The sequence below is a fragment of the Stenotrophomonas sp. Y6 genome (genome assembly GCF_022436665.1).
Taxonomy (GTDB): Bacteria; Pseudomonadota; Gammaproteobacteria; order Xanthomonadales; family Xanthomonadaceae; genus Stenotrophomonas; species Stenotrophomonas acidaminiphila_A.
In genome coordinates this window covers 34,243-54,019 of the sequence record NZ_JAKUKB010000004.1, presented here as the reverse complement: position 1 = coordinate 54,019, position 19,777 = coordinate 34,243, and the positions used below count along the sequence as shown (strand labels likewise).

The window sequence follows — 19,777 nt, the reverse complement described above, 5'->3', positions numbered from 1 at the left end:
TTCAACAGGTCGCCCGCCGTCACCCGCCGGCCCGCCCGGTACACTGTCGCGCCCGTTTCCAGGACGCACCATGATCACGCTCGGTACCCCGTTGTCTTCCCTCGCCACCCGCGTGCTGCTGCTCGGTTCGGGCGAACTGGGCAAGGAAGTGGCGATCGAACTGCAGCGCTTCGGCGTGGAAGTGATCGCCGTGGACCGCTATGCCGATGCCCCGGCGATGCAGGTCGCGCACCGCAGCCATGTCATCGACATGCTCGATCCACAGGCGCTGCGCGCGGTGATCGCGCGCGAACAGCCGCACCTGGTGGTGCCCGAGATCGAGGCCATCCACACCCAGACCCTGGTGGAGCTCGAGGCCGCGCAGGGCCTGCGCGTGGTTCCCACCGCGCGCGCGGCGCGCCTGACCATGGACCGCGAGGGCATCCGCCGGCTGGCGGCCGAAACCCTGGGCCTGCCGACGTCACCGTACCGCTTCGTCGACACCGAGGCCGAGTACCGCGCCGCGGTAGAGGCCATCGGCCTGCCGTGCGTGGTCAAGCCGGTGATGTCGTCATCGGGCAAGGGCCAGAGCACGCTGCGCAGCGCGGCCGACATCGGCCCGGCCTGGGAGTACGCGCAGACCGGTGGCCGCGCCGGTGCCGGGCGCTGCATCGTCGAGGGCTTCATCGATTTCGACTACGAGATCACCCTGCTTGCCGTGCGCCACGCCGGCGGCACCGCGTTCTGCGCGCCGATCGGCCACCTGCAGCGCGACGGCGACTACCGCGAAAGCTGGCAGCCGCAGGCGATGTCGGCCGCGGCGCTGGCGCGCGCGCAGGCGGTGGCGCGCGCGATCACCGACGACCTCGGCGGCTGGGGCGTGTTCGGCGTGGAGCTGTTCGTGAAGGGCGACGAGGTGTGGTTCAGCGAGGTCAGCCCGCGCCCGCACGACACCGGGCTGGTGACGCTGGCATCGCAGGCGCTGAGCGAGTTCGCGCTGCATGCGCGGGCGATCCTCGGGCTGCCGGTCGATGCCGGCGAGGGCGGGTTGATCCGCCACTATGGGCCGGCGGCGTCATGCGCGCTGCTGGCGCAGGGCAACGGCGTGCCGTTCTTCAGCAACGTGGCCGACGCGCTGGCGCACCCGGATTCGGCGCTGCGCCTGTTCGGCAAGCCGGTGGTGCAGGGCCAGCGCCGGGTCGGCGTCACCCTGGCCCGTGCCGCGGACGTGGACCAGGCCCGCGCCATCGCCCGCGACGCGGCCGCGGCCATCGGCATCGCGCTGCGCTGACCGGCCGCTCGGCATGGCAGAAAAACGCCGGCGGTCGCCGGCGTTTTTTTCTTCAGTCGCTGCTGCCGTCGGGCAGGCTCAGCGCACGTCCACCCACACCAGGTGGTGGTCGCTGCCGTCGGCGATCGCCGCCTCCGCGGTGCCGGCCGCCGGCCAGAACACGCCGCCGTCGACGTAGCTGAAGCCGGTCGAGGGCAGCACGTAATCCAGCCGCATCGTGCCCGAGCGCGGACCGAAATCGCCGGTGGCATGCTGCGGCGCGCCGCGGCGCGCGATGCCTTTTTCCGCATACGCCCGGCTGGTCTGCTCGCCGCCGGCGCTGGCCGGGGTCGGGTAGCGCAGCACCCGCGGGTGCTCCAGCAGCTCGACGATGGCGTCGTGGCGGCCGTCGCCATCCACCGGGTCGTTGTTGAGGTCGCCGACGATCACGAAGCGCGCATCCGCGGCCAGCCCGCCGCAGCGGCCTTGGTCGTCGCACAGCCACGGCGTGTCGCCGCCGTCCAGGTAGTCCTTCCACAGCCGCAGTTCGTCGTGGTTGCGCGCGGCGTTGCGCTTTTCCCGGCCATCGAACACCGGCGGGGTCGGGTGCGCGGCCAGCACGTGCACCGTGCCCAGCGGGGTGCGCACCGGCACGTCCCAGTGCGACTTGGACGAAAGCCGCAGCTGCGACCAGACCGCGTCGTTCCAGAACGGCTTGCCGGTATCCGGGTCGATCGGGCGGATCGCGCCGGGCAGGGCGCTCCACTTCAACAGCTGGAAGCTGCGCACGGCCGCGGTGTCGATCGGGTACTTCGACAGCACCAGCATGCCGTACTGGCCCGGATGCAGGCCGTAGCCCCAGGCATCGTTGCCGCGCTCGCGGCCCTTGCCGCCGACGCTGCCGTTGTTGTCCAGGTCCAGGCCGCTGGGCACCCCGGTGTTGACCGGTGCCAGGTAGCGGTAGGGATAACGCAACGGGTCGCCGCCACCAGCCTGCGCGGTTTCCAGATAGCGCTGCTGGAACAGGTCGGCGGCGCGATGGGCCTCGTCGAAATCGAACTCGTTGAGCAGCACCAGGTCGGGGCGTACCCGCTGCAGCACCGCGGCGATCTTGCGCGCATGCGCGCTGTCGCCTTCCAGTTCACGGATCAGGCCGCCGGCATCGTCCGAATACAGCGAGGTGTTGTAGGTCGCCAGCCGCAGCTGGGCAGTGGCCGGTGCTGCCGGCGCGGTGGCCGGGGCGGTGCTGGTGCAGGCGGCGCAGAGCATCGTCAGGGCCAGGAGCAGGGTGTGTTTGTTCATGGCCGCATTCTCGCACCCGGGCGATGAAGGTGGGATGGCAGCGTATGGGCCTATGCGACCGGCGCGGCACCGGTGTCCATGTCGAGCCAGCGGCGGCCGTCGAAGCACTCCAGCGGCCGGTAGCGGCGCTTGTAGTCCATCTTGCGGTGGCCGTCGATCCAGTACCCCAGGTACAGGTGGGGAGCGCGGCAACGGCGCGCCCAGTCGATCTGCTGCAGGATCGCGTAGGTGCCCAGGCCGCGTGCGCGCTGGTCCGGATCGAAGAACGTGTACACCGCCGACAGCCCCAGCGGGGTGACGTCGGTGACGGCCACCGCCAGCAGCGGGCCGCGCTGCCCGGCGGCGCCCGGGGCGCGGATCTCCAGGAAGCGCCCATGCGACCAGCCGCCGATCAGGAACTGGTCGAACTCGTGCGGACCATGGTCGTCCATGCCGCCGCGGGCATGGCGCGCGGCCAGGTAGCGCCGGTACAGCGCGAACTGCTCGTCGGTGCGTGCGGCCGGCAGCACCCGGCATTCGAGGTCGTGGTTGCGCGCCAGGCAGCGGCGCTGGCTGCGGTCGGGCGCGAAGCGGTCCACCGGTACCCGCACCGGCACGCAGGCGCGGCATTGCTGGCAGTGTGGCCGGTAGACCAGGTCGCCGGAGCGGCGGAAGCCCCAGCCCAGCGCCATCGGGTAGAGCTCGCCCAGCCGGCTGTCCTGCGGGTCGAGCACCAGGTCGCGCGCGCGCCGCTCGGGAAAGTAGCCGCAGGGGTGTTCGCCGGTCTGGAACAGGCGCAGTTCTTCGTGGGAGTCGCCATGCAGGGCCATGGCCACAGCATAGCGGCCGGCGGTCTCAGTACGCGCGTCCGGCGCGGGCTGTCTGCGCCGTGAACACCGCCTGTATCGGCGTCAACGCAGGCGTCCGGCGCGCGTTGATTGCCATGAGGACGCAGCCATGCGCCCGATCTTCCACCACCGGAGCCAGACCATGACCCACCGCAACCCCCTGATCCTGCTGGCCGTACTGCTGGCCGCTTCCGCCACCGGCGCCACCCTGGCCGCCACCGCGCCCACGCAGAAGCCGGCGCCGGCACGCATGGATGCCAACGGCGACGGCGCGATCGACCGCCAGGAAGCCGCGGCGCACCCGCGGCTGGCGCAGCGCTTCGACGCACGGGACACGAACAAGGACGGCAGGCTGTCGCGCGATGAGATGCCGCGCTGGCACGCCCGTGGCGGCGACGGCCACCGCGGCATGGGCCGCCACCATCGCGGCCCGGGAGGCAAGGGGATGCTGCGGATGATGGACAGCGACCACGATGGCCGCGTCAGCGCCGCCGAGTACCAGGCCTTCTTCCAGCGCATGGACGTCAACAAGGACGGCTTCATCGACCAGGCCGACCGCGAGGCGCGCGCCAAGCAGCGCCGCGAGGAATGGTTCCGCAATGCCGATACAGACAAGGACGGCAAGTTGAGCCCTGCCGAGCTGGAGGCTGCCCGTGCCCGGATGGGCACGCGCGGTCCGCAGCCGATGCCGGCACCCGCGGCGAAGTAAGCCAGTCCCGATGAAACAGCGCCCCGCCATCGTGCGGGGCGCTGCTTTTCGCGCCCGCCGCATTGGCCGCGGGCGCGGCGGGTCAGCGGGTGAGCAGGACGTACAGCACCGAAGCGACCACCAGCACGCTGGATACCGCCACCGCGCTGCGGCCGAACAGGCTGTTGTACAGGCGGGTGGGGCCGCTGCGGCCATGGCGGGCGGCGTCGCGGGCCAGCATCGGGCCCATGATCCGCGGCAGCGTGACCAGGTACTGGTAGTTGATCGCGCACATGCCCACCAGCAGCGATGCCAGCGACACCACCAGCCCCAGGTGCAGCAGCACCACCAGCAGCGTGCTCCCGCAGAACAGGGCGGCGGTGGCGGTGTGCAGGCGCATGAAGCGCTGTACCTGTGCGCGCTCGGCGGCCGATTCGGCGTAGTGCAGCAGGTACAACCCGCCCAGCCAGGCGGCCGCGGTGCCGCCGAGGGTGGCGCCCAGGGCCAGGCCGAAGTGGAAGCCATCGGCCATCAGCGTGTTGGCCAGCATGCCGACGGAACCGCCCGCCGCACCGCCACCCACGGCGCTGGCGCCCATGCCGCCGGCGCCGAGTTTGCCCGCGCCGGCCAGGCCGGCGCTGCTGCCGATCACCACCGCGCTGGCGGTGCCGGGCGCGGCCACCATCAGCAGCGAGCACAGGGTGGCGGCGAACGCGGTGCCCGGCGCGCTGGCGCGCGCGAACTCGCCGAAGCGGCGCAGCATTTGCTCGCGCACGGTGGCGCGCGCGCGCGACAGGCGCTTGCGCACCGCCGCGTCGCTCAAGCCCAGCAGCGCGGCGACCTGCTGCGAGCTCTGGCCCTCGCGATAGAACAGCAGCAACGCCTCGCGGCTGTCCTCGGGCAGGGCGGAGATGATCTCTTCGGCAGCCAGTTCCTCCTCCACCCGCGCCATGGCTTCGGCGGCGCCGGGGGCGGGGTCGGCCGCCATGCCGATGGCGATCTCGGCGGCTTCGCCGCTGAGCGGGCGGTTGCGGTTGGCACGCAGCCAGTCGCGGGCGAGGTTGCGGGTGATCTGCCGCAGCCAGGGCAGGAAGCTGGACGGATTGCTGAGCTGGTTGAGCTGCTGCCAGGCCTTGATGAAGGCCTCCTGGGCGATGTCCTCGCTGGCCTGTACGTCGCGGGTCATGGCCAGGGCGATGGCGGTCACCGTGTTCTGGCAGGCCACCACGATGCGTCCATAGGACTGGGTGCAGCCGCCGCGGGCGGCGGGCAGTTCGTGGTGCAGCAGGGATTCGAGCGTGGCAGCGGTCATGGGCGGCTCCCGGTGGTCTGCATTACCGGACGGAGCCCGCCGGCCGATGTGACTGCCCGCCTGCCGGTCAGGGCTTCGGTGGCGTTGCCGGTGCGGCTGGCGTTGGGGCCGGGGCCGGTTGGCTGGGTTGGATGCGTACCCGGAAGCCGTCCGCGTTGTCCTGGCCGGGGGCCGGTTGCACCTGCGGCGCCGGTGCAGACACCGGTGCGGTCGGCGGTGCGGCGCGGTGGCGCAGCATGACCACCAGCGCGACGGCGGCGATCACCAGCAGCAGCGCGATGCGGATGCGCCAGGCCCAGCTGCGGCTGCCGGACGCCGCCGGCGGGTCGCGGAATGCGTATTCGGCGACCGGGTGGTCGCGGCGGGTAGTGTCGAGCAGGCGTGCGTCGCGCAGGATCTCGCGGGCGCGCGGCTGGTCGTCGGCGCGTACCACCCAGACGGTGGGCAACTGGCTGTCGTCCTTCTTGTCCAGATAGCTGAACTGGCCGCGGCGCCTGCTCTGGTACGAGCGGCCGTTGGTGATGCGGACCTCGATGCCGGCCTCGCGCAGCAGGGCGGCCACGCCTTCGGCGTTTTCCACGCGCTGGCTGGTGAAGATCTTGCGCATGCTTACTCCCCGCCGCCTTCGCCGGCCGCCGGCGCGACCCGGATCAGGCCTTCCTGCGCGGTGCTGGCCACCAGCACGCCGTCGCGGGTGAAGAACTGGCCGCGGGCCAGGCCGCGTGAGTCCTGCGCGCTCGGACTGTCCAGCGAATACAGCAGCCAGTCGTCCACGCGGAACGGGCGGTGGAACCACAGCGCATGGTCGAGCGAGGCCATCTGCACATGCGGCTGGTAGTAGCTGATGCCGTGCGGGAAGGTCGCGGTGCCCAGCAGGTGGAAATCCGAGGCATAGGCCAGCAGCGCCTGGTGCAGCTCCGGCGCATCGCCGACGCGCTCGTTCAGGCGCATCCACACCTGGTGGTAGGGCGGGCGCTTGGGCGGATGCAGTTCATCGCGCGGGTAGACGTGGCGGAACTCGAACGGGCCGCCGCGCGAGAGCCAGCGCTGCACCTTCACCGGCAGTCGTTCGAGCACCTCCGGCGGCAGCGGGCGGTTGGGCTCGATGTCTTCCGGCTGCGGGACCTCGGGCATCTTGTGCTGGTGCTCGGCGCCGCGTTCGGCCTGCTGGAACGAGGCCGCACAGAAGAAGATCACCTTGCCGTGCTGGATCGCGGTGACCCGGCGCACCGAGAAGCTGCCGCCGTCGCGGGTGCGGTCGACGTCGTAGATGATCGGGTGGTCGATGTTGCCGGCGCGCAGGAAATAGGCGTGCAGCGAATGCACGTGGCGGCCGTTGTCGATGGTGGCCTGGGCGGCGGCCAGCGCCTGCCCCAGCACCTGCCCGCCGAACACGTACTTGGTGCCGATGTCGCGGCTCTGGCCCCGGAACAGGTTGTCCTCGAGTCGCTCCAGCGACAGCAGGTCGATCAGTTCGGGTACCACGGGGTCGGCGTTGGCGGACAAGAGGGCGGGCCTGGGGTTCGACAGGCCGCCATTTTGGAGCAGAAACGCGTGCAGAGGAACGAGAGCCGGGTGAAAGCGGCGGCAGCGTGCCGTGCCTCTCTCCGTTTCTGGTTCCTCGCCACCCCGTTCCTAGCTTTTGCCCAGCCTGGCCGCCAGGGCCTGCAGCGCGGCCTGGGCGTCGGCCGAATACCAGGCCTCGACGAAGCGCTCCAGCTGGATGTGCTGCGGCTGCATCGCCTCGTGCAGGTCGGCGCGGGCAATGGCGCGGGTCTGCAGCATCGGCTGCCGCGGCAGCGTCAGCTGCGCCTGCAGCCACGCCAGCGCGCGTGCGACCACGGCGTCGGCGCCGTCGGCCAGTTCGTCCACCAGCCCGATCTCCAGCGCGCGCTCGGCGCTGACCAGTTGCCCGCCCGCCAGCAGCACCCCGGCCCGGTGCGCACCGACCACGCGTCGCATCAGCCGCTGGATGCCTTCCGGCGCGACCAGCCCCACCTGCACTTCGTTCAGGCCGATCAGGTACGGCTTGGCCGGATCGACGCTGCGCGCCATCACCCGGTAATCGCAGCACAGCGCCAACACGCAGCCGCCGGCCGGGGAGTGCCCGGTCAATGCGGCCACCACCGGGATGCGGCTGTCGGCCAGCGTGCGCGCGGCGCCGAAGAACGCCTGCCAGCTGTCCATCAGCCGCTGCCGGTCTTCGCCATGGCGCAGCAGGTAGGGCACGTCCATGCCACCGGTGAAGACGCGCTCGCTGCCAGACAGCACCACGCCCTGCACGTCCTCGGCCATGGCCTGGTTCATCGCCGCGATGAGCGCGCGGCACAGCTCGGTATCCAGCGCGTTGACCGGCGGCCGTGCCAGCCGCAGTTCGCGCACGGGGCCGTGGTTGATCGTGTCGATAAGCGTTGTCATGCTGCGGCCTCGAATTACGGCAGGGAGTCGAGGGTCCGATGATAACCAAACCATTCGCGTGCGTACTGTTGGGCATGGCCGGCCTCGCCGCCAGTGCGCTGGCGCAGGCCGCGCCGTCGTCGTGCGTGCGCCTGGATGGCGGCTGGATCCGTTTCCCGGCGATGGCGCACATGGCCGGTGGCTTCGGTCGCATCGACAACACCTGCAAGGCCGACGTGGCGGTGACCGCGGTGCGCAGCCCGGCGTTCAAGGACGTGTCCGTGCATGAAACCACGCTGGTCGATGGGGTCAGCCGCATGCGCGCGATCGAGCGCCTGCCGCTGGCGGCGGGCAAGGGCGTCGAGCTCAAGCCCGGCGGGCTGCACCTGATGCTGATGGATGGCAGCGGCCCGCTGCAGGAAGGCCAGCGCGTGCCGGTGTCGCTGGTGCTGTCCGACGGTACCGAAGTGCACGGCGAGCTGGTGGTGCGCAGGCCCTGAGATGGAAGCCGGGGTGTGCCGCCAAGGCCGCGCCAGCCGGCGCGGTGCTCAGCTTCCCGCCTGCGCCGGCGGGCGCCCGGAGATCACCGCCTGGATCCAGTCGGCGTAGTGGCTCGCACGCACGTTGCACGCGGTCTGGCCGTAACGTCCCGGCCGCGCGGTGCGCACGTCGCCTGCCATCACCTTCCATGACCCGAGGCCGGCCAGGCGCCATTGGCCGCCGTCCTCGATGAGCAGCGGGCCTCCGCTGTCCCCGTTTCCCAGCATGCCTTCCAGGGGCAGGGCGGCGGGCGGTTCGTCGAACACATAGCAGAGCCAGCGGTCATAGGCGCTGGTGACGATATTGAACGCGCGGCGCAGCTCGGTGCGGTTGGGGCCGGCGGGATCGTGCCCCGTGGCGCCGGTGCCGGTGGCGCCCATTCCCACGATCGCGATGGTCCGGCCAGGCTCGTCGCCGCGCGGGTAGAGCGCGACAGGCGCCACGCCCGCCACCGGTTGCCTGAGTTCGATCAGCGCGATGTCGTCGGAGGTGGCGAGGAAAGCCACGATCAGCATCGCCTCGCCGCTGGCCATGGCCTGGTCGACCAGTGCCTGCGGCAGCGTCCGGTAGCCCGGATGGACGACGACACGCGCGACCTCGCGCGGCCGCCCGTCGACCACGACCTGGCCGAGCGGGGAATGGGCCGGGAGGGTATGCGCCGCGGTCACCACCCAACGCGGCGCGATCAGCACGCCATGGCCCTCGCCGGGCATGTCGACCAGCGCCGGGAAGGCTGAGGCGGGCACGCGGTACTTCGCATCGTCGACGTCGTGCCGGATCACGACGGCGCCGGCAGCCAGGGGAACGGTGAGAAGCAGCAGGAGCCAGGCGAATCGGCGCATGGGCGGTTCCGGAGTGGGCGGCGATGGAATGTCCAGGGAGGTACCGTTACGTTCCGCGGATGCGGCCGGCCGTATCCCCGGAATAAGTCCCCGTCATCGTATTCGCTCGCGGGCTCCTGCGCGCACATGGCGGATTGGGCGGATTTCCGGGCAAAGGACAGGAGCGGCTTGTTGCAGCCATCACGCGGTAAAATGCGCCCATTCCCACTTCCACGCCCGTCATGACCGTCCGCACCCGCTTCGCCCCCAGTCCCACCGGCTACCTGCACATCGGTGGCGCCCGCACCGCGCTGTACTGCTGGCTGGAGGCCCGCCACCGCGGCGGCGAATTCGTGCTGCGCATCGAGGACACCGACCGCGAGCGCAGCACCCAGGCGGCGATCGACGCCATCCTGGAAGCGATGGACTGGCTGGGGCTGGACTACGACGAAGGCCCGGTCTACCAGACCGACCGCGTCGCCCGCTACAGGGAAGTGGCCGAGCAACTGATCGCCGCCGGCAAGGCCTACTACGCCTACGAGACCCGCGAGGAGCTCGATACCATGCGCGAGGCCGCGATGGCCCGGCAGGAAAAGCCGCGCTACAACGGCGCCGCGCGCGACCTGGGCCTGCCGTACAGGGACGACCCGAACCGGGTGATCCGCTTCAGGAACCCGCTCGACGGCGTGGTCGCCTTCGACGACCTGATCAAGGGCCGCATCGAGATCGCCAACAGCGAACTGGACGACATGGTGATCTTCCGTCCCGACGGTTACCCCACCTACAACTTCGCGGTGGTGGTGGACGACTGGGACATGGGCATCACCGAGGTCATCCGCGGCGACGACCACATCAACAACACCCCGCGCCAGATCAACCTGTACGAGGCCATCGGTGCGCCGGTGCCGAAGTTCGGGCACATGCCGATGATCCTGGACGAGCAGGGTGCCAAGCTGTCCAAGCGCACCGGCGCGGCGGACGTGATGCAGTACCGGGACGCCGGCTACCTGCCCGACGCGCTGCTGAGCTACCTAGCACGGCTGGGCTGGTCGCACGGCGACCAGGAACTGTTCAGCCGCCAGGAGCTGATCGACCTGTTCGACGTGAAGAACTGCAACTCCAAGGCCTCGCGCCTGGACATGGCCAAGCTCGGCTGGGTCAACCAGCACTTCCTCAAGACCGAGGCGCCGGAGCGCATCGCGCCGCACCTGGTCTACCAGCTGGAAAAGCTGGGCCTGGACCTGGCCGCCGGCCCGGCGCCGGTGGACGTGGTCATCGCCCTGCGCGAGCGCGTGCAGACGCTGAAGGAAATGGCCGAGAAGGCGGTGGTCTGGTACCAGCCGCTGACCGAATACGACGAGGCGGCCGTGGCCAAGCACTTCAAGCCCGGTGCCGAGCTGGCGCTGGGCAAGGCGCGCGCGCTGCTGGCGGGGCTGCCGCAGTGGACCGCGGAGAGCGTGGGCGTGGCCCTGCATGACACCGCCGCCGCGCTGGAGATCGGCATGGGCAAGGTGGCGCAACCGCTGCGCGTGGCCATCACCGGCACCCAGGTCAGCCCGGACATCTCGCACACGGTGTACCTGGCCGGCCGCGACGAAGCCTTGAAACGCATCGACGCCGCACTCATCAAGGTCCCGAAGGGTTGATCCCGCCGAGGCAGACATGACCGGACACGAGCACAGCTGCACCGCCCCCCATCACCATGTCGACGACGCGGCGGATTTCATCGCCGTGGTCGAACGGGTGTGCCGCGAGCGCGGGCTGCGGCTCACGCCGATCCGCGCCAACGTGCTGCGGCTGATCGCCGAAGCCGGCAAGCCGGTCAAGGCCTACGAACTGCTGGACTGGGTGCGCGAGGGCAAGGGCGTGGGCGCCGACGCCCCGCCCACCGTGTACCGCGCGCTGGATTTCCTGATGGCCAACGGCTTCGTGCACAAGCTGTCGTCGGTCAATTCCTTCGTCGCCTGCCACCACCCCAGCAGCAACCAGCACTCGGTGCCGTTCCTGATCTGCGACCGCTGCCACAGCGCGGTCGAGCTGGAGGACCGGGACATCGTGCGCCAGCTCGAGAACCGCGCCCGCGAACTGGGTTTCAAGCCGCAGGCACAGACCCTGGAAGTACACGGGTTGTGCGCGGAGTGCGCCGGCTGATCGCGGCGCCGGCCCCGGGCCGGCACCGGAACAGCGCGGGGCGGCTTATTTCGCCGCCTCGTCCGCGCGATAGACGACCTCGCCGTCCTTGATCGTCTGCAGCACCTTGATGGTGTGCAGTTCGGCCGGCGCGATGGTCAGCGGATTGTCCGAGAGCACCACCAGGTCGGCGCGCTTGCCGGTCTCGATCGAGCCCTTGCTGTCCTGCTCGCCATACTGCTCGGCCGCCCACAGGGTGAGGGCCTTGAGCGCCTGCAGCGGGGTGACCCGCTGGTCCGGGCCGAGTACATAGCCGCTGCGGGTGGTGCGGTTGACGGTAGCGTCCAGCACCCGCATCGCGTCGGGAAACACCACCGGTGCGTCGTGGTGGGAGGTGAACTTCATGCCGGCATCCAGTACCCAGCCGGTGGGCGAGATGTTCTCGGCACGCGCCGGGCCCAGTACCGATTCGCGGTGCCAGTCGCCCCAGTAATAGGTGTGCATCGGAAACAGCGAGGGAAAGATGCCGAGCCGGGCGATCTGCGGCACCTGGTCCCTGCGCAGGGTCTGGCCGTGGATCAGCACCGGCAGCAGTTTCCTGCCCGGGTGGGCTTTTTCGGCCGCGCTCACGGCGTGGATGAACTGGTCGATGGCGGCATCGCCGTTGGCGTGGGCCAGCACCTGCCAGCCGTGTTCCCAGGCGCGGTTGATCAGCTCGTCGGCCTGGGCGTTGGTGAAGATCGGGTAGCCGGCGTAGGTCTGCTTCTGGCCTTCGGGCACCTTGTAGTAGGGCTGGGTCAGCCAGGCGGTCTTGCCCTGCGGCGAGCCGTCCAGGGTGATCTTGACCCCGCCGATGCGGAAGTGGTCGGTGTACTGGCGGCTGTAGTACGGCCCCTGCATCGCCGGGTTGCTCAGCGCCACCTCGATGTTGGGGTAGGCGACTACGTCGATTTTCAGCTTCCCGCTCTTGCCGGCCAGCGGCAGCATCGCCAGCGTGCCGGCATCGGTATTGCCGTCCTGGGCGGTGGTGTAGCCGTGCTTCATGTACAGCGCCTGGCCAGCCTCGAGCATCGCCATGGCCTCGTCCAGGCCGAGCGTGGGCATCAGCTTGGCCAGGGTGAGGTTGTGCGCGTTTTCCTCCATCACCCCGTTGGGCACCCGCGAGCCGGGTTCACGGCGGATCACCCCGCCTTCCGGGTCGGGCGTGGCCGCGGTGATCCCCGCCACCTCCAGCGCCTTGCTGTTGTAGGCCCCCAGGTGGCCGGACTGGTGCATCAGGATCACCGGGATCTGCGTGGTGATGGCGTCCAGTTCCTCGCGGGTGGGGTGGCGCCGTTCGGCCAGCTGCGAATCGTCGTAGCCGAAGCCGATCAGCACCTTGTAGCCGCCGGGAATGGCGGTGCCGGTCAGGAACCGGCGCATGATCCGCTGCAGGTCCGGGATCGAGTTGCCCTCGCCATCGGGGGCGGGCAGCAGGTTGGCCGACAGCGCCTGCAGGCCGGTGCCGGAGACATGGCTGTGGCCGTCGATGAAGCTGGGGGTGAGGGTATGGCCCTGCAGGTCGACCTGGTGTGCGGCGGGGCTGAAGTCCAGTGCCGCCCGGCGCGTGCCGACAAAGGCGATGCGCCCGTCGCGCACCACCACCGCTTCGACCTGCGGCTGGCGGTCGTTGATGGTGAGGATGGTGCCGCCCGAGTACAGCGTATCGGCGGCAAGGGCGCCGGCGGGCGTGCAGGCGGCGAGCACGGCGAGGGCCAGAGGCGATTTCATCGGGATATCCGAACCGGGGGCGGGGCAACAGCCTAGCGCAGCCCGGTGGATGCCGGTGTGTCGGCGGCGTGGTGCCCGGCCGGGGAGCTCAGCGCTGGGCCGTATCCACTTCCACCACCACCGACATGCCCGGGCGCAGGCGCGCGGCCAGCGGCTGGTCCGGGTCGATGGCGATGCGCACTGGCAGCCGCTGCACCACCTTGGTGAAGTTGCCGCTGGCGTTGTCCGGCTTGAGCACGGCGAACTCCGAGCCGGTGGCCGGGGCGATCTGTTCGACATGGCCGTGCAGGTGCTGGCCCTGGAAGGCGTCGACGCTGAAGCTGGCCGGCTGGCCGATGGCCATCTTCCAGGTCTGGCCTTCCTTGAAGTTGGCCACGACCCACAGGCTGTCCGGCACCAGGAACAGCAGCTGGGTACCGGCGGTGACGTACTGGCCCAGCCGCACCGAGGCCTCGGACAGCTGGCCGTCGCGCGGGGCGCGGATGACGGTGTTGTCCAGGTCGATCCGCGCCAGCTCCAGCGCCGCCTGCGCACTGGCCACGCGCGCTTCCAGCCCCTGCCGCGCGACGCGGGTGGCGGTGAGGTTCTCCTCGGCGATACGGATCGCCGCCTGCGACTGCGCCACCCCGGCGTTGGCCGCCTGCGCGCTGGCGCGCAGCCTGTCGCGGTCGCTGCTGGATACCAGCTGTTGCGCGGCCAGGGTTTCGTAGCGCTGCAGTTCGGTACCGGTGCGCTGCCGCTCGGCCTGGCCGGCGGACAGGTTGGCCCGTGCCGATGCGATCTGCGCACGGCCCTGCGCCTGGCTCTGGTCGGAGTTGGCCAGTTGCGCGCGCGCCTCGGCCAGCGCCGCCTCGGCCTGGTCGACCTTCTGCCGGTAGCTGCGGTCGTCGATGCGCAGCAGCGGCTGCCCTTGCTTCACATGGTCGAAGTCCTTCACCAGCACGTCGGTCACGTAGCCGCTGACCTGCGGCGCCAGCACCGTGACCTGGCCGCGCACGTAGGCGTCGTCGGTATGCACATGGCTGCTGTTGAACGGCCACAGCTGCCAGGCGCGCAGGATCAGGGTCAGCCCGAGCAGGGCGATGGCGACCATCACCACCACGCTGGCGCGGCTGGGCGTGTTGTACTTGGAGACCGGTGCCGGCGCCGCCGCCGCCTCGCCATCGCTGGCGTCGGTGATCTGCGCGTCGGCATCGCCGGGTGTCTGCTGTTTGTCGCTCATGTCGTTGGTTTCACTTGGAGGGCGTTGCGGCCGTGGCCGGCCGGATCGCCTTTTTCACGGTGGGGTTGCGGAACAGCACTTCCAGCAGCAGCCAGCCGAGGAAGCCGATCGCCAGCCAGCCACTGAGCGCGAACACGTCGTTGAACGCGCGCACGTTGGCCTCGCGCCTGGCGGCCTGCGCCAGCGCCGCGGCGGCCTGGGCCTGGCGCTGTACCGGGTCGGTGACCAGGCGGGCGTAGCCCTGCTGCTGCGCGCGCAGGCGCTGGGCCACGGTCGGATCGGTCGGATCCAGCTGGCTGACCAGCTGGCTGGAGTACACGTGCTCGCGATGCAGCTGGTAGCTGCCCAGCAGGGCCGAGCCGGCCAGGCCGCCGAAGGTCTGGGTCAGCGACAGCACCACGATGAAGGACACGATGTGGTCCAGCCCGCGCGCCATGGCCTGGCGGATCCCGGTCAGCATCAGTGGGCCCATGAACATGCCGCTGCCCACCGCCGCCAGGAACTGGCTGAGCGCGAAATCCATCGGCCGGTCCAGGCTGGTGCGGTGCTGGTCGAGGAAAGCGGCGCTGCCGAGCAGGATGATCGACGCCAGCAACTGCGGTATCAGCGCCTTCGGGCCGAAGGTCAGCGCGCCGGCGGCGATGCCGGTGAGCACGCCGAGCAGGATCACCGCGAACAGCGGCGCCATCTGCTCCGGGCCCATGCCCAGGGTGCGCATCATCGTGACCATGCCGTAGGACTGCTCGTTGGTCAGGAAGCGGATCAGGAACGCGCCGGCGATGAAGCGCAGCATCGTCGGCCCCATCAGCCAGCGGATCTGCAGCAGCGGGTTGCGCCGGTAGTGTTCGATCAGGAACGCCACCAGCACCAGCAGCGTCGCCGCGGCCAGCAGCCCACCCAGCCACGGCGTGTCGAACCACCAGTGCAGGTAGCCCTGGCTGAGCACGATGACCAGCATCGCCAGCGCCGGGGCGAGGATGGCGAAGGTGACGAAGTCCAGCGGCTCGAACACCTTGATCTGGATGCCCGGCGGCAGCTTCAGGATCACCACCGCGGCGAACGCGCACAGCGCCAGCCCGGCCTCGAACAGGTACAGGTTGTGCCATTCGCCGTGGTCGAGCAGGCCCGGCGACAGCAGCCATGCCAGCGGCACCGCCAGCTGCGACAGGCCCATGCCGACCACCAGCAGGTTGCCCACGTACCTGCGTGGCAGCGCCTGCAGCATGTACAGCGTGCCCAGGGTGGTGCAGGCCGCGCCCGCGAACCCGCTGGCCGCGCGCACCAGGATCGTCGTCGCCAGCCCGCCCACCGCAAGGTGCAGCACCGCCAGCGCCGCGTAGACCCCCAAGCCCAGTTCGGCGAACAGGCGGATGCCGTACTCCTGGCGGAACTTGAACACCAGCAGGTTGGCGGTGACGTTGACCATCACGTAGGACGCCACCAGCCAGTTGGCTTCACTGGGCTGCAGGCCCATCTGCCCCTGGATCCACGGCAGGTTGGCGCTGAGCAGCGCGTTGCCGAGGCCGCCGGTGATCGCCACCAGTACCGCCACCGCGGCGTAGGCCGCGCGTCGGTGCGGCGGATGCCAGGGCATCGACGCGGAGCCGGGCAGGGTGGGTTTTTCGTGTTCCTCCCAGTCCGGGATCGGCTTGAGCGGTTTCATTCGCCGGCGCCCCCGGTCGCGGTTAGCCCGGGGCGCAGCAACTGCAGTGCGCGGCTGGCGAGCCGGGCCCGCTCGGCGCGGGTGCGTCCGCGCAGCGCGGCGCCGAGCATGCTCGATACCAGCGACAGGTCGGCCAGCGCCAGGTCCGGGCGACACAGGCCCGCCGCCCGCGCCCGCTCCAGGGCCGGCTCCATCAGCTTCAGGACCCGCTGGCGCGCGGCGCGGATCGGCGGATCGTTCTGGTCCACGGCGCGCCAGTAATCGGCCAGCGCCGGCGAGTGCACGATGCGCCGGGCCATGCCCTCGAGCAGCGCGAACAGGGCGTCATCGCGCTCGCCCAGTTCGGCCACGTGCGCCTGGATCTTCTCCACCGTGCGCTGCAGCATCGCCTCGATCAGCGCGGCGCGGTCGGGGAAGTTGCGGTACAGCGTGGCACGGCCGACGCCGGCCCGTTCCACCACCAGGTCCAGCGGCGCGGTGATGCCGTGTTCGCCGAACACGGCGTCGGCCGCGTCCAGCAGCTGGGCGCGACGCGCGGCGGCATCGGAACGGATCGAGGTCATGCACACATGATCCGGACAAAAGTGTCCGCTTGCAATGAGCGCGGCGTGAAACGCAGTGTCCGCCGGGGCGGGCGTTCACCTGCGCGGCGGTGGCGGCCGGGTGCCGGAAAAGCGGAAGGGGCCTTGCGGCCCCTTCCTTCATGCCGTCGTCGGCAGCGCGCCGGTCAGAACCAGGCGCGGATGCCGAAGGCGACGCCGCGGCCGGGCAGCGGTGCGTAGTCGCGCAGCAGCGAGGTGTGCGGGCGCACCTGGCGGTTGCCCAGGTTGCTGCCGTCCAGGAACAGCTCGTAGCTGTTGCTGCCGTTGCGGTCCCAGCGGTAGGCAAGGTGCGCGTCGACCAGGGTGTAGCCGGGGCTGGGTGCCTCGTTCGCGGCGACGTCGCGCTGGCTGTCGTAGCGGATCGCACCCAGCGAAGCGCGCCAGCCGTCGCGGGCCCAGCGCAGGTCGGCGCCGACGCGTGCCGGCGCGATCCGCGGCAGATGGCCGCCGTTGGCGAGGTCCACGCTGTAAGCGTGGCTGTGGTCGCCATGCGGCACGGCGATGTCCGCACGGCGGCTGCCGCTGCCGTCCAGTTCGGCCTTGACGTAGTCGCCGAACACGCGCAGGTCCCAGTCGCCGCTGTCGCCTTCGACCAGATGGAACATGGCCTCGGCCTCGGCGCCCTTGAAGGTGGCGTCCTGCTGGGTCCAGACCCGGACCGGCAGGCCCTGCTCGACCACGCCGGTGTCGGCCAGATAGATGAAGTCCCTGAACTTCGTCTGGTAGACCGCGGCCGAGACGTCGATGCGGTCACTGTGCGCGTGCAGGCCCAGTTCCATGCGGTGGCCGCGCTCGGTGTCCAGGTTGGCGTCGCCGATCTCCAGCGAGCGGGTGGCGATGTGGGCGCCGGCGGCGTACAGCTCCTCGTTGGTCGGCGCGCGCTCGGAGCGGTCCACGCCGAAGCGCAGGTCGACATGGTCGTTGACCGTCCAGATGCCGGCCGCCGACAGGTTGGTGGCGCCGAAGTCGCGGTCGGGCGCGGTGCCCTCCGGGCTCAGCCGGACCCGGTCGTGGCGGCCGCCCAGTTCCAGCTTGAGCGGACCGAACTGCTTTTCCTGCAGCACGAACAGGCCCAGGCTGCGGGTGGTGGTGCCGGGGACGAAGGCCTCCTCGCCGTGCGCGCCGAAGTCGCTGTCGCCGAACTGCAGGCCGAACGCGCCGTTCCAGCCGGCCAGCGGGGTCTGCACCGCTTCCACGCGGCCTTCCACGCCCTTGTTGGTGAAGCGGGTGGACGGGGTGCCGGCGTCCAGTTCGGTGTGCTCGTAGTCGGTCCAGGCCGCGCGCACGGTGACGCTCTGCAGGAATGGCAGCGGATCGTAGACACCGCCCTTCACGTCGAAGCGGTTCTGCACCATGTCTATGCGCACGTCGTGCTCGCCAGCCGCTTCTTCGCCGTGGTCGTCATGGTCATGGTCATGGTCGTGATCGTCGCCGGCGTGGACATGGGCGCCGTTGGGGATGCCGTAGTTGCTGCGGTAGGTGCCCAGCGAGGCGCCGAGGAAGCCGGATTCGCCCAGCCAGGTGGCACCGACGCCGCCGGCGCGGGTGCGCATGGCGCTGTTCTCCAGGCGTCCGCGCGGACCAAGCTCGTCACCGTGATCGGCGTGATCGGCGTGATCGTCATGGTCGTCGTCCAGCGCCGCAGGGTCGATCGCACGGCCGGGAATGCGGTAGTCGTCGCCGTTGCGCACCAGGCCATCGACATGCAGCACCAGGTTGCCGCCGCTGACGCCATCGAGCCGGAACATGCCGCTGCGCTCGTCGTTGACGCTGTTGCCGCGCAGCTCGGCGCGGCCGCTCAGGGGGCGGTCGGGCAGGTCGCGGGCGATGCGCCCGTCGACCACGTTGACCGCGCCGCCGATGGCGCCGCTGCCGAACAGCAGGGTCGCCGGGCCCTTCAGCACCTCGATCTGGTCGGCCAGGAACGGCTCGATGCTGGTGGCGTGGTCGGCGCTGACGGTGGACGCGTCCATGTTGCCGACGCCGTTGGCGACCACCGCCACGCGCGGGCCTTCCTGCCCACGGATGATCGGCCGGCCCACGCCGGGCCCGAAATTGCTGGTCTGCACCCCGGGCATGCGCGCGATGGTGTCGCCCAGGGTGGCGCCCTTGCGTGCATCCAGCTCCTCGCCGGCCAGCACCGCGACTGGCCTGGCGAGCGATTCGGCGTCGCTCTGCAGCGGCGAGGCGGTGACCTTGACCGTGGACAGTTCGGTCAGGTGATGGCTCTGCCCATCGGTTTCGTCGGCGGCCTGGGCGGCGGCCGGAAGGGCGGCGACAAGCGCCACGGACAGGGCGTGGCGGGCGAGACGCGGAAAGCGGCGGGAGTGGGCGGGTCGGGTCATGGTGTTGTTACTTTGTATCAATTGAGGGGCGAGGGACGGCCGGGACGGGAAACGGGAAGCAGGGAGCTCAAGCGGGCCGATGCATAATGTTATATTATTCCATAACGCGCCACCGCCCCTGCTGGAAGTCATGCCGCTGAAATCGTCCCGCCAGTTCCTCGACCGCTTCGGTGCCGCCGGTTCGCTGCTGTGCGCGGTGCACTGTGCGGCATTGCCGGCGCTGCTGGCATTGGCGCCGTCGCTGGGCCTGTCGTTCTGGTTGAGCGACGGGGTCGAACAGGCGGTGGTGGTGTTCGTGACCTTCCTTGGCCTGTTCAGTCTGCTCTGGGGCTACCGCCGCCACCGCGCGCTGCGCGCGCTGGCGCTGCTGGTGCCGGGGCTGGCGCTGCTGTGGGCCGGGTTGCTGCATGCCGGGCTGCATCATTCGCAGCTGCCGCACGCGGTGGTGATGACGCTCGGCGGCGTGCTGGTGGGGCTGGCGCACCTGATGAACCTGCGGCTCAACCACCTGCACGTGCACGACGCCAGCTGCGCGCATTGAGGGGCGCATGGTAGGCTTTCACTTCACGCGCGGGGGCGCTGCTACAGCGGCCTCGCCGAACCCGTGTCAGTACGGGGCAATCTGATTTCACACTAAGGAGTTGACGACATGGGTAAGGGTGACCGTAAGACCGCCAAGGGCAAGCGCTACAACGCCAGCTATGGCAATGCGCGCTCGCATTCGGTGAGCAAGGTGGCCGTGGGCGCAGCTGCGCCGGTCGCCAAGAAGACTGTCGCCAAGGCACCGGCCAAGAAGGCCGTGGCCAAGAAGACGGTGGCCAAGGCCGGTTGATCCCGGGCTGGCATCAGCGAAAAAGCGGCGCTTGCGCCGCTTTTTTTTTGCCTGCCTCGCGCCCTGCCTGCCGGCGC

The 19,777-nt window shown here is 70.5% G+C and carries 19 protein-coding genes; 7 read left to right on the top strand and 12 right to left on the bottom strand.

Translation table 11 applies throughout. The features are described 5' to 3' along the window. Positions 1-70: 70 nt before the first annotated feature. The gene (purT, locus tag MKP15_RS06025) at positions 71-1,270 is read left to right on the top strand and encodes a formate-dependent phosphoribosylglycinamide formyltransferase (protein ID WP_240212112.1); all 1,200 of its coding nucleotides are present in this window, start codon (positions 71-73) and stop codon (positions 1,268-1,270) included. A gap of 78 nt (positions 1,271-1,348) precedes the next feature. Here purT and MKP15_RS06020 read toward each other — a convergent pair whose 3' ends face one another. Together MKP15_RS06020 and MKP15_RS06015 are read right to left on the bottom strand one after the other, a co-directional pair. Continuing rightward, positions 1,349-2,551, bottom strand: coding sequence for an endonuclease/exonuclease/phosphatase family protein (locus MKP15_RS06020; protein ID WP_240212111.1), 1,203 nt, complete (start codon positions 2,549-2,551; stop codon positions 1,349-1,351). Between the two features lie 50 nt (positions 2,552-2,601). Next, positions 2,602-3,360, bottom strand: a complete 759-nt coding sequence (locus MKP15_RS06015) for an arginyltransferase (protein WP_104939256.1) — start codon at positions 3,358-3,360, stop codon at positions 2,602-2,604. Positions 3,361-3,520: 160 nt separating this feature from the next. Between MKP15_RS06015 and MKP15_RS06010 the strand changes: the two genes are divergently transcribed. Then, positions 3,521-4,087 (top strand): EF-hand domain-containing protein, encoded by a 567-nt coding sequence (locus MKP15_RS06010; RefSeq protein WP_240212110.1) that lies wholly within the window; start codon positions 3,521-3,523, stop codon positions 4,085-4,087. Positions 4,088-4,169: 82 nt separating this feature from the next. Here MKP15_RS06010 and MKP15_RS06005 read toward each other — a convergent pair whose 3' ends face one another. From MKP15_RS06005 to MKP15_RS05990, 4 genes are all read right to left on the bottom strand, one after another. Then, positions 4,170-5,378 carry a sigma-70 family RNA polymerase sigma factor gene (locus MKP15_RS06005; RefSeq protein ID WP_240212109.1) on the bottom strand — a complete coding sequence of 403 codons (1,209 nt, stop codon included), beginning with the start codon at positions 5,376-5,378 and terminating at the stop codon, positions 4,170-4,172. Positions 5,379-5,445: 67 nt separating this feature from the next. Then, the gene (locus MKP15_RS06000) at positions 5,446-5,985 is read right to left on the bottom strand and encodes a DUF2007 domain-containing protein (protein WP_240212108.1); all 540 of its coding nucleotides are present in this window, start codon (positions 5,983-5,985) and stop codon (positions 5,446-5,448) included. Positions 5,986-5,987: 2 nt separating this feature from the next. Beyond that, positions 5,988-6,884 (bottom strand): acyl-CoA thioesterase II, encoded by an 897-nt coding sequence (gene tesB, locus MKP15_RS05995; RefSeq protein WP_104939254.1) that lies wholly within the window; start codon positions 6,882-6,884, stop codon positions 5,988-5,990. Between the two features lie 129 nt (positions 6,885-7,013). Beyond that, the gene (locus tag MKP15_RS05990; protein WP_240212107.1) at positions 7,014-7,796 is read right to left on the bottom strand and encodes an enoyl-CoA hydratase/isomerase family protein; all 783 of its coding nucleotides are present in this window, start codon (positions 7,794-7,796) and stop codon (positions 7,014-7,016) included. A gap of 38 nt (positions 7,797-7,834) precedes the next feature. On the opposite strand from MKP15_RS05990, the gene MKP15_RS05985 reads away from it, so the two are divergent. Next, positions 7,835-8,275: a copper chaperone PCu(A)C gene (locus MKP15_RS05985; RefSeq protein ID WP_240212106.1), complete on the top strand. Its 441-nt coding sequence runs from the start codon at positions 7,835-7,837 to the stop codon at positions 8,273-8,275. A 48-nt stretch (positions 8,276-8,323) separates the two neighbouring features. Here MKP15_RS05985 and MKP15_RS05980 read toward each other — a convergent pair whose 3' ends face one another. Then, positions 8,324-9,157, bottom strand: a complete 834-nt coding sequence (locus tag MKP15_RS05980) for a trypsin-like serine protease (RefSeq protein WP_240212105.1) — start codon at positions 9,155-9,157, stop codon at positions 8,324-8,326. Between the two features lie 221 nt (positions 9,158-9,378). Between MKP15_RS05980 and gltX the strand changes: the two genes are divergently transcribed. After that, positions 9,379-10,782 (top strand): glutamate--tRNA ligase, encoded by a 1,404-nt coding sequence (gene gltX, locus MKP15_RS05975; protein WP_240212104.1) that lies wholly within the window; start codon positions 9,379-9,381, stop codon positions 10,780-10,782. A gap of 16 nt (positions 10,783-10,798) precedes the next feature. Continuing rightward, a complete protein-coding gene (locus MKP15_RS05970; RefSeq protein WP_161613444.1) occupies positions 10,799-11,287 on the top strand; it encodes a transcriptional repressor in 489 nt (162 codons plus the stop codon). A gap of 45 nt (positions 11,288-11,332) precedes the next feature. On the opposite strand, the gene MKP15_RS05965 is transcribed toward MKP15_RS05970, so the two are convergent. The 5 genes from MKP15_RS05965 to MKP15_RS05945 form a co-directional block, all read right to left on the bottom strand. Beyond that, positions 11,333-13,036: an amidohydrolase family protein gene (locus MKP15_RS05965; RefSeq protein ID WP_240212103.1), complete on the bottom strand. Its 1,704-nt coding sequence runs from the start codon at positions 13,034-13,036 to the stop codon at positions 11,333-11,335. An 88-nt stretch (positions 13,037-13,124) separates the two neighbouring features. Next, entirely contained in the window at positions 13,125-14,129 is a 1,005-nt protein-coding gene (locus MKP15_RS05960) for an HlyD family secretion protein (RefSeq protein ID WP_240212303.1), read from the bottom strand. A gap of 139 nt (positions 14,130-14,268) precedes the next feature. Beyond that, on the bottom strand, positions 14,269-15,921 hold the full coding sequence (locus tag MKP15_RS05955; RefSeq protein WP_240212102.1) for an MFS transporter: 1,653 nt from the start codon (positions 15,919-15,921) through the stop codon (positions 14,269-14,271). Beyond that, a complete protein-coding gene (locus MKP15_RS05950; RefSeq protein WP_240212101.1) occupies positions 15,918-16,484 on the bottom strand; it encodes a TetR/AcrR family transcriptional regulator in 567 nt (188 codons plus the stop codon). The genes MKP15_RS05955 and MKP15_RS05950 overlap by 4 nt, the downstream gene beginning before the upstream one ends. Positions 16,485-16,648: 164 nt before the next feature. Next, positions 16,649-18,868: a TonB-dependent receptor gene (locus tag MKP15_RS05945; protein ID WP_240212100.1), complete on the bottom strand. Its 2,220-nt coding sequence runs from the start codon at positions 18,866-18,868 to the stop codon at positions 16,649-16,651. A 130-nt stretch (positions 18,869-18,998) separates the two neighbouring features. Between MKP15_RS05945 and MKP15_RS05940 the strand changes: the two genes are divergently transcribed. Together MKP15_RS05940 and MKP15_RS05935 are read left to right on the top strand one after the other, a co-directional pair. Continuing rightward, a complete protein-coding gene (locus MKP15_RS05940; RefSeq protein WP_104939245.1) occupies positions 18,999-19,409 on the top strand; it encodes a MerC domain-containing protein in 411 nt (136 codons plus the stop codon). Positions 19,410-19,517: 108 nt separating this feature from the next. After that, positions 19,518-19,700, top strand: coding sequence for a 30S ribosomal protein THX (locus MKP15_RS05935; RefSeq protein ID WP_054666917.1), 183 nt, complete (start codon positions 19,518-19,520; stop codon positions 19,698-19,700). The last annotated feature ends 77 nt before the right edge of the window (positions 19,701-19,777 follow it).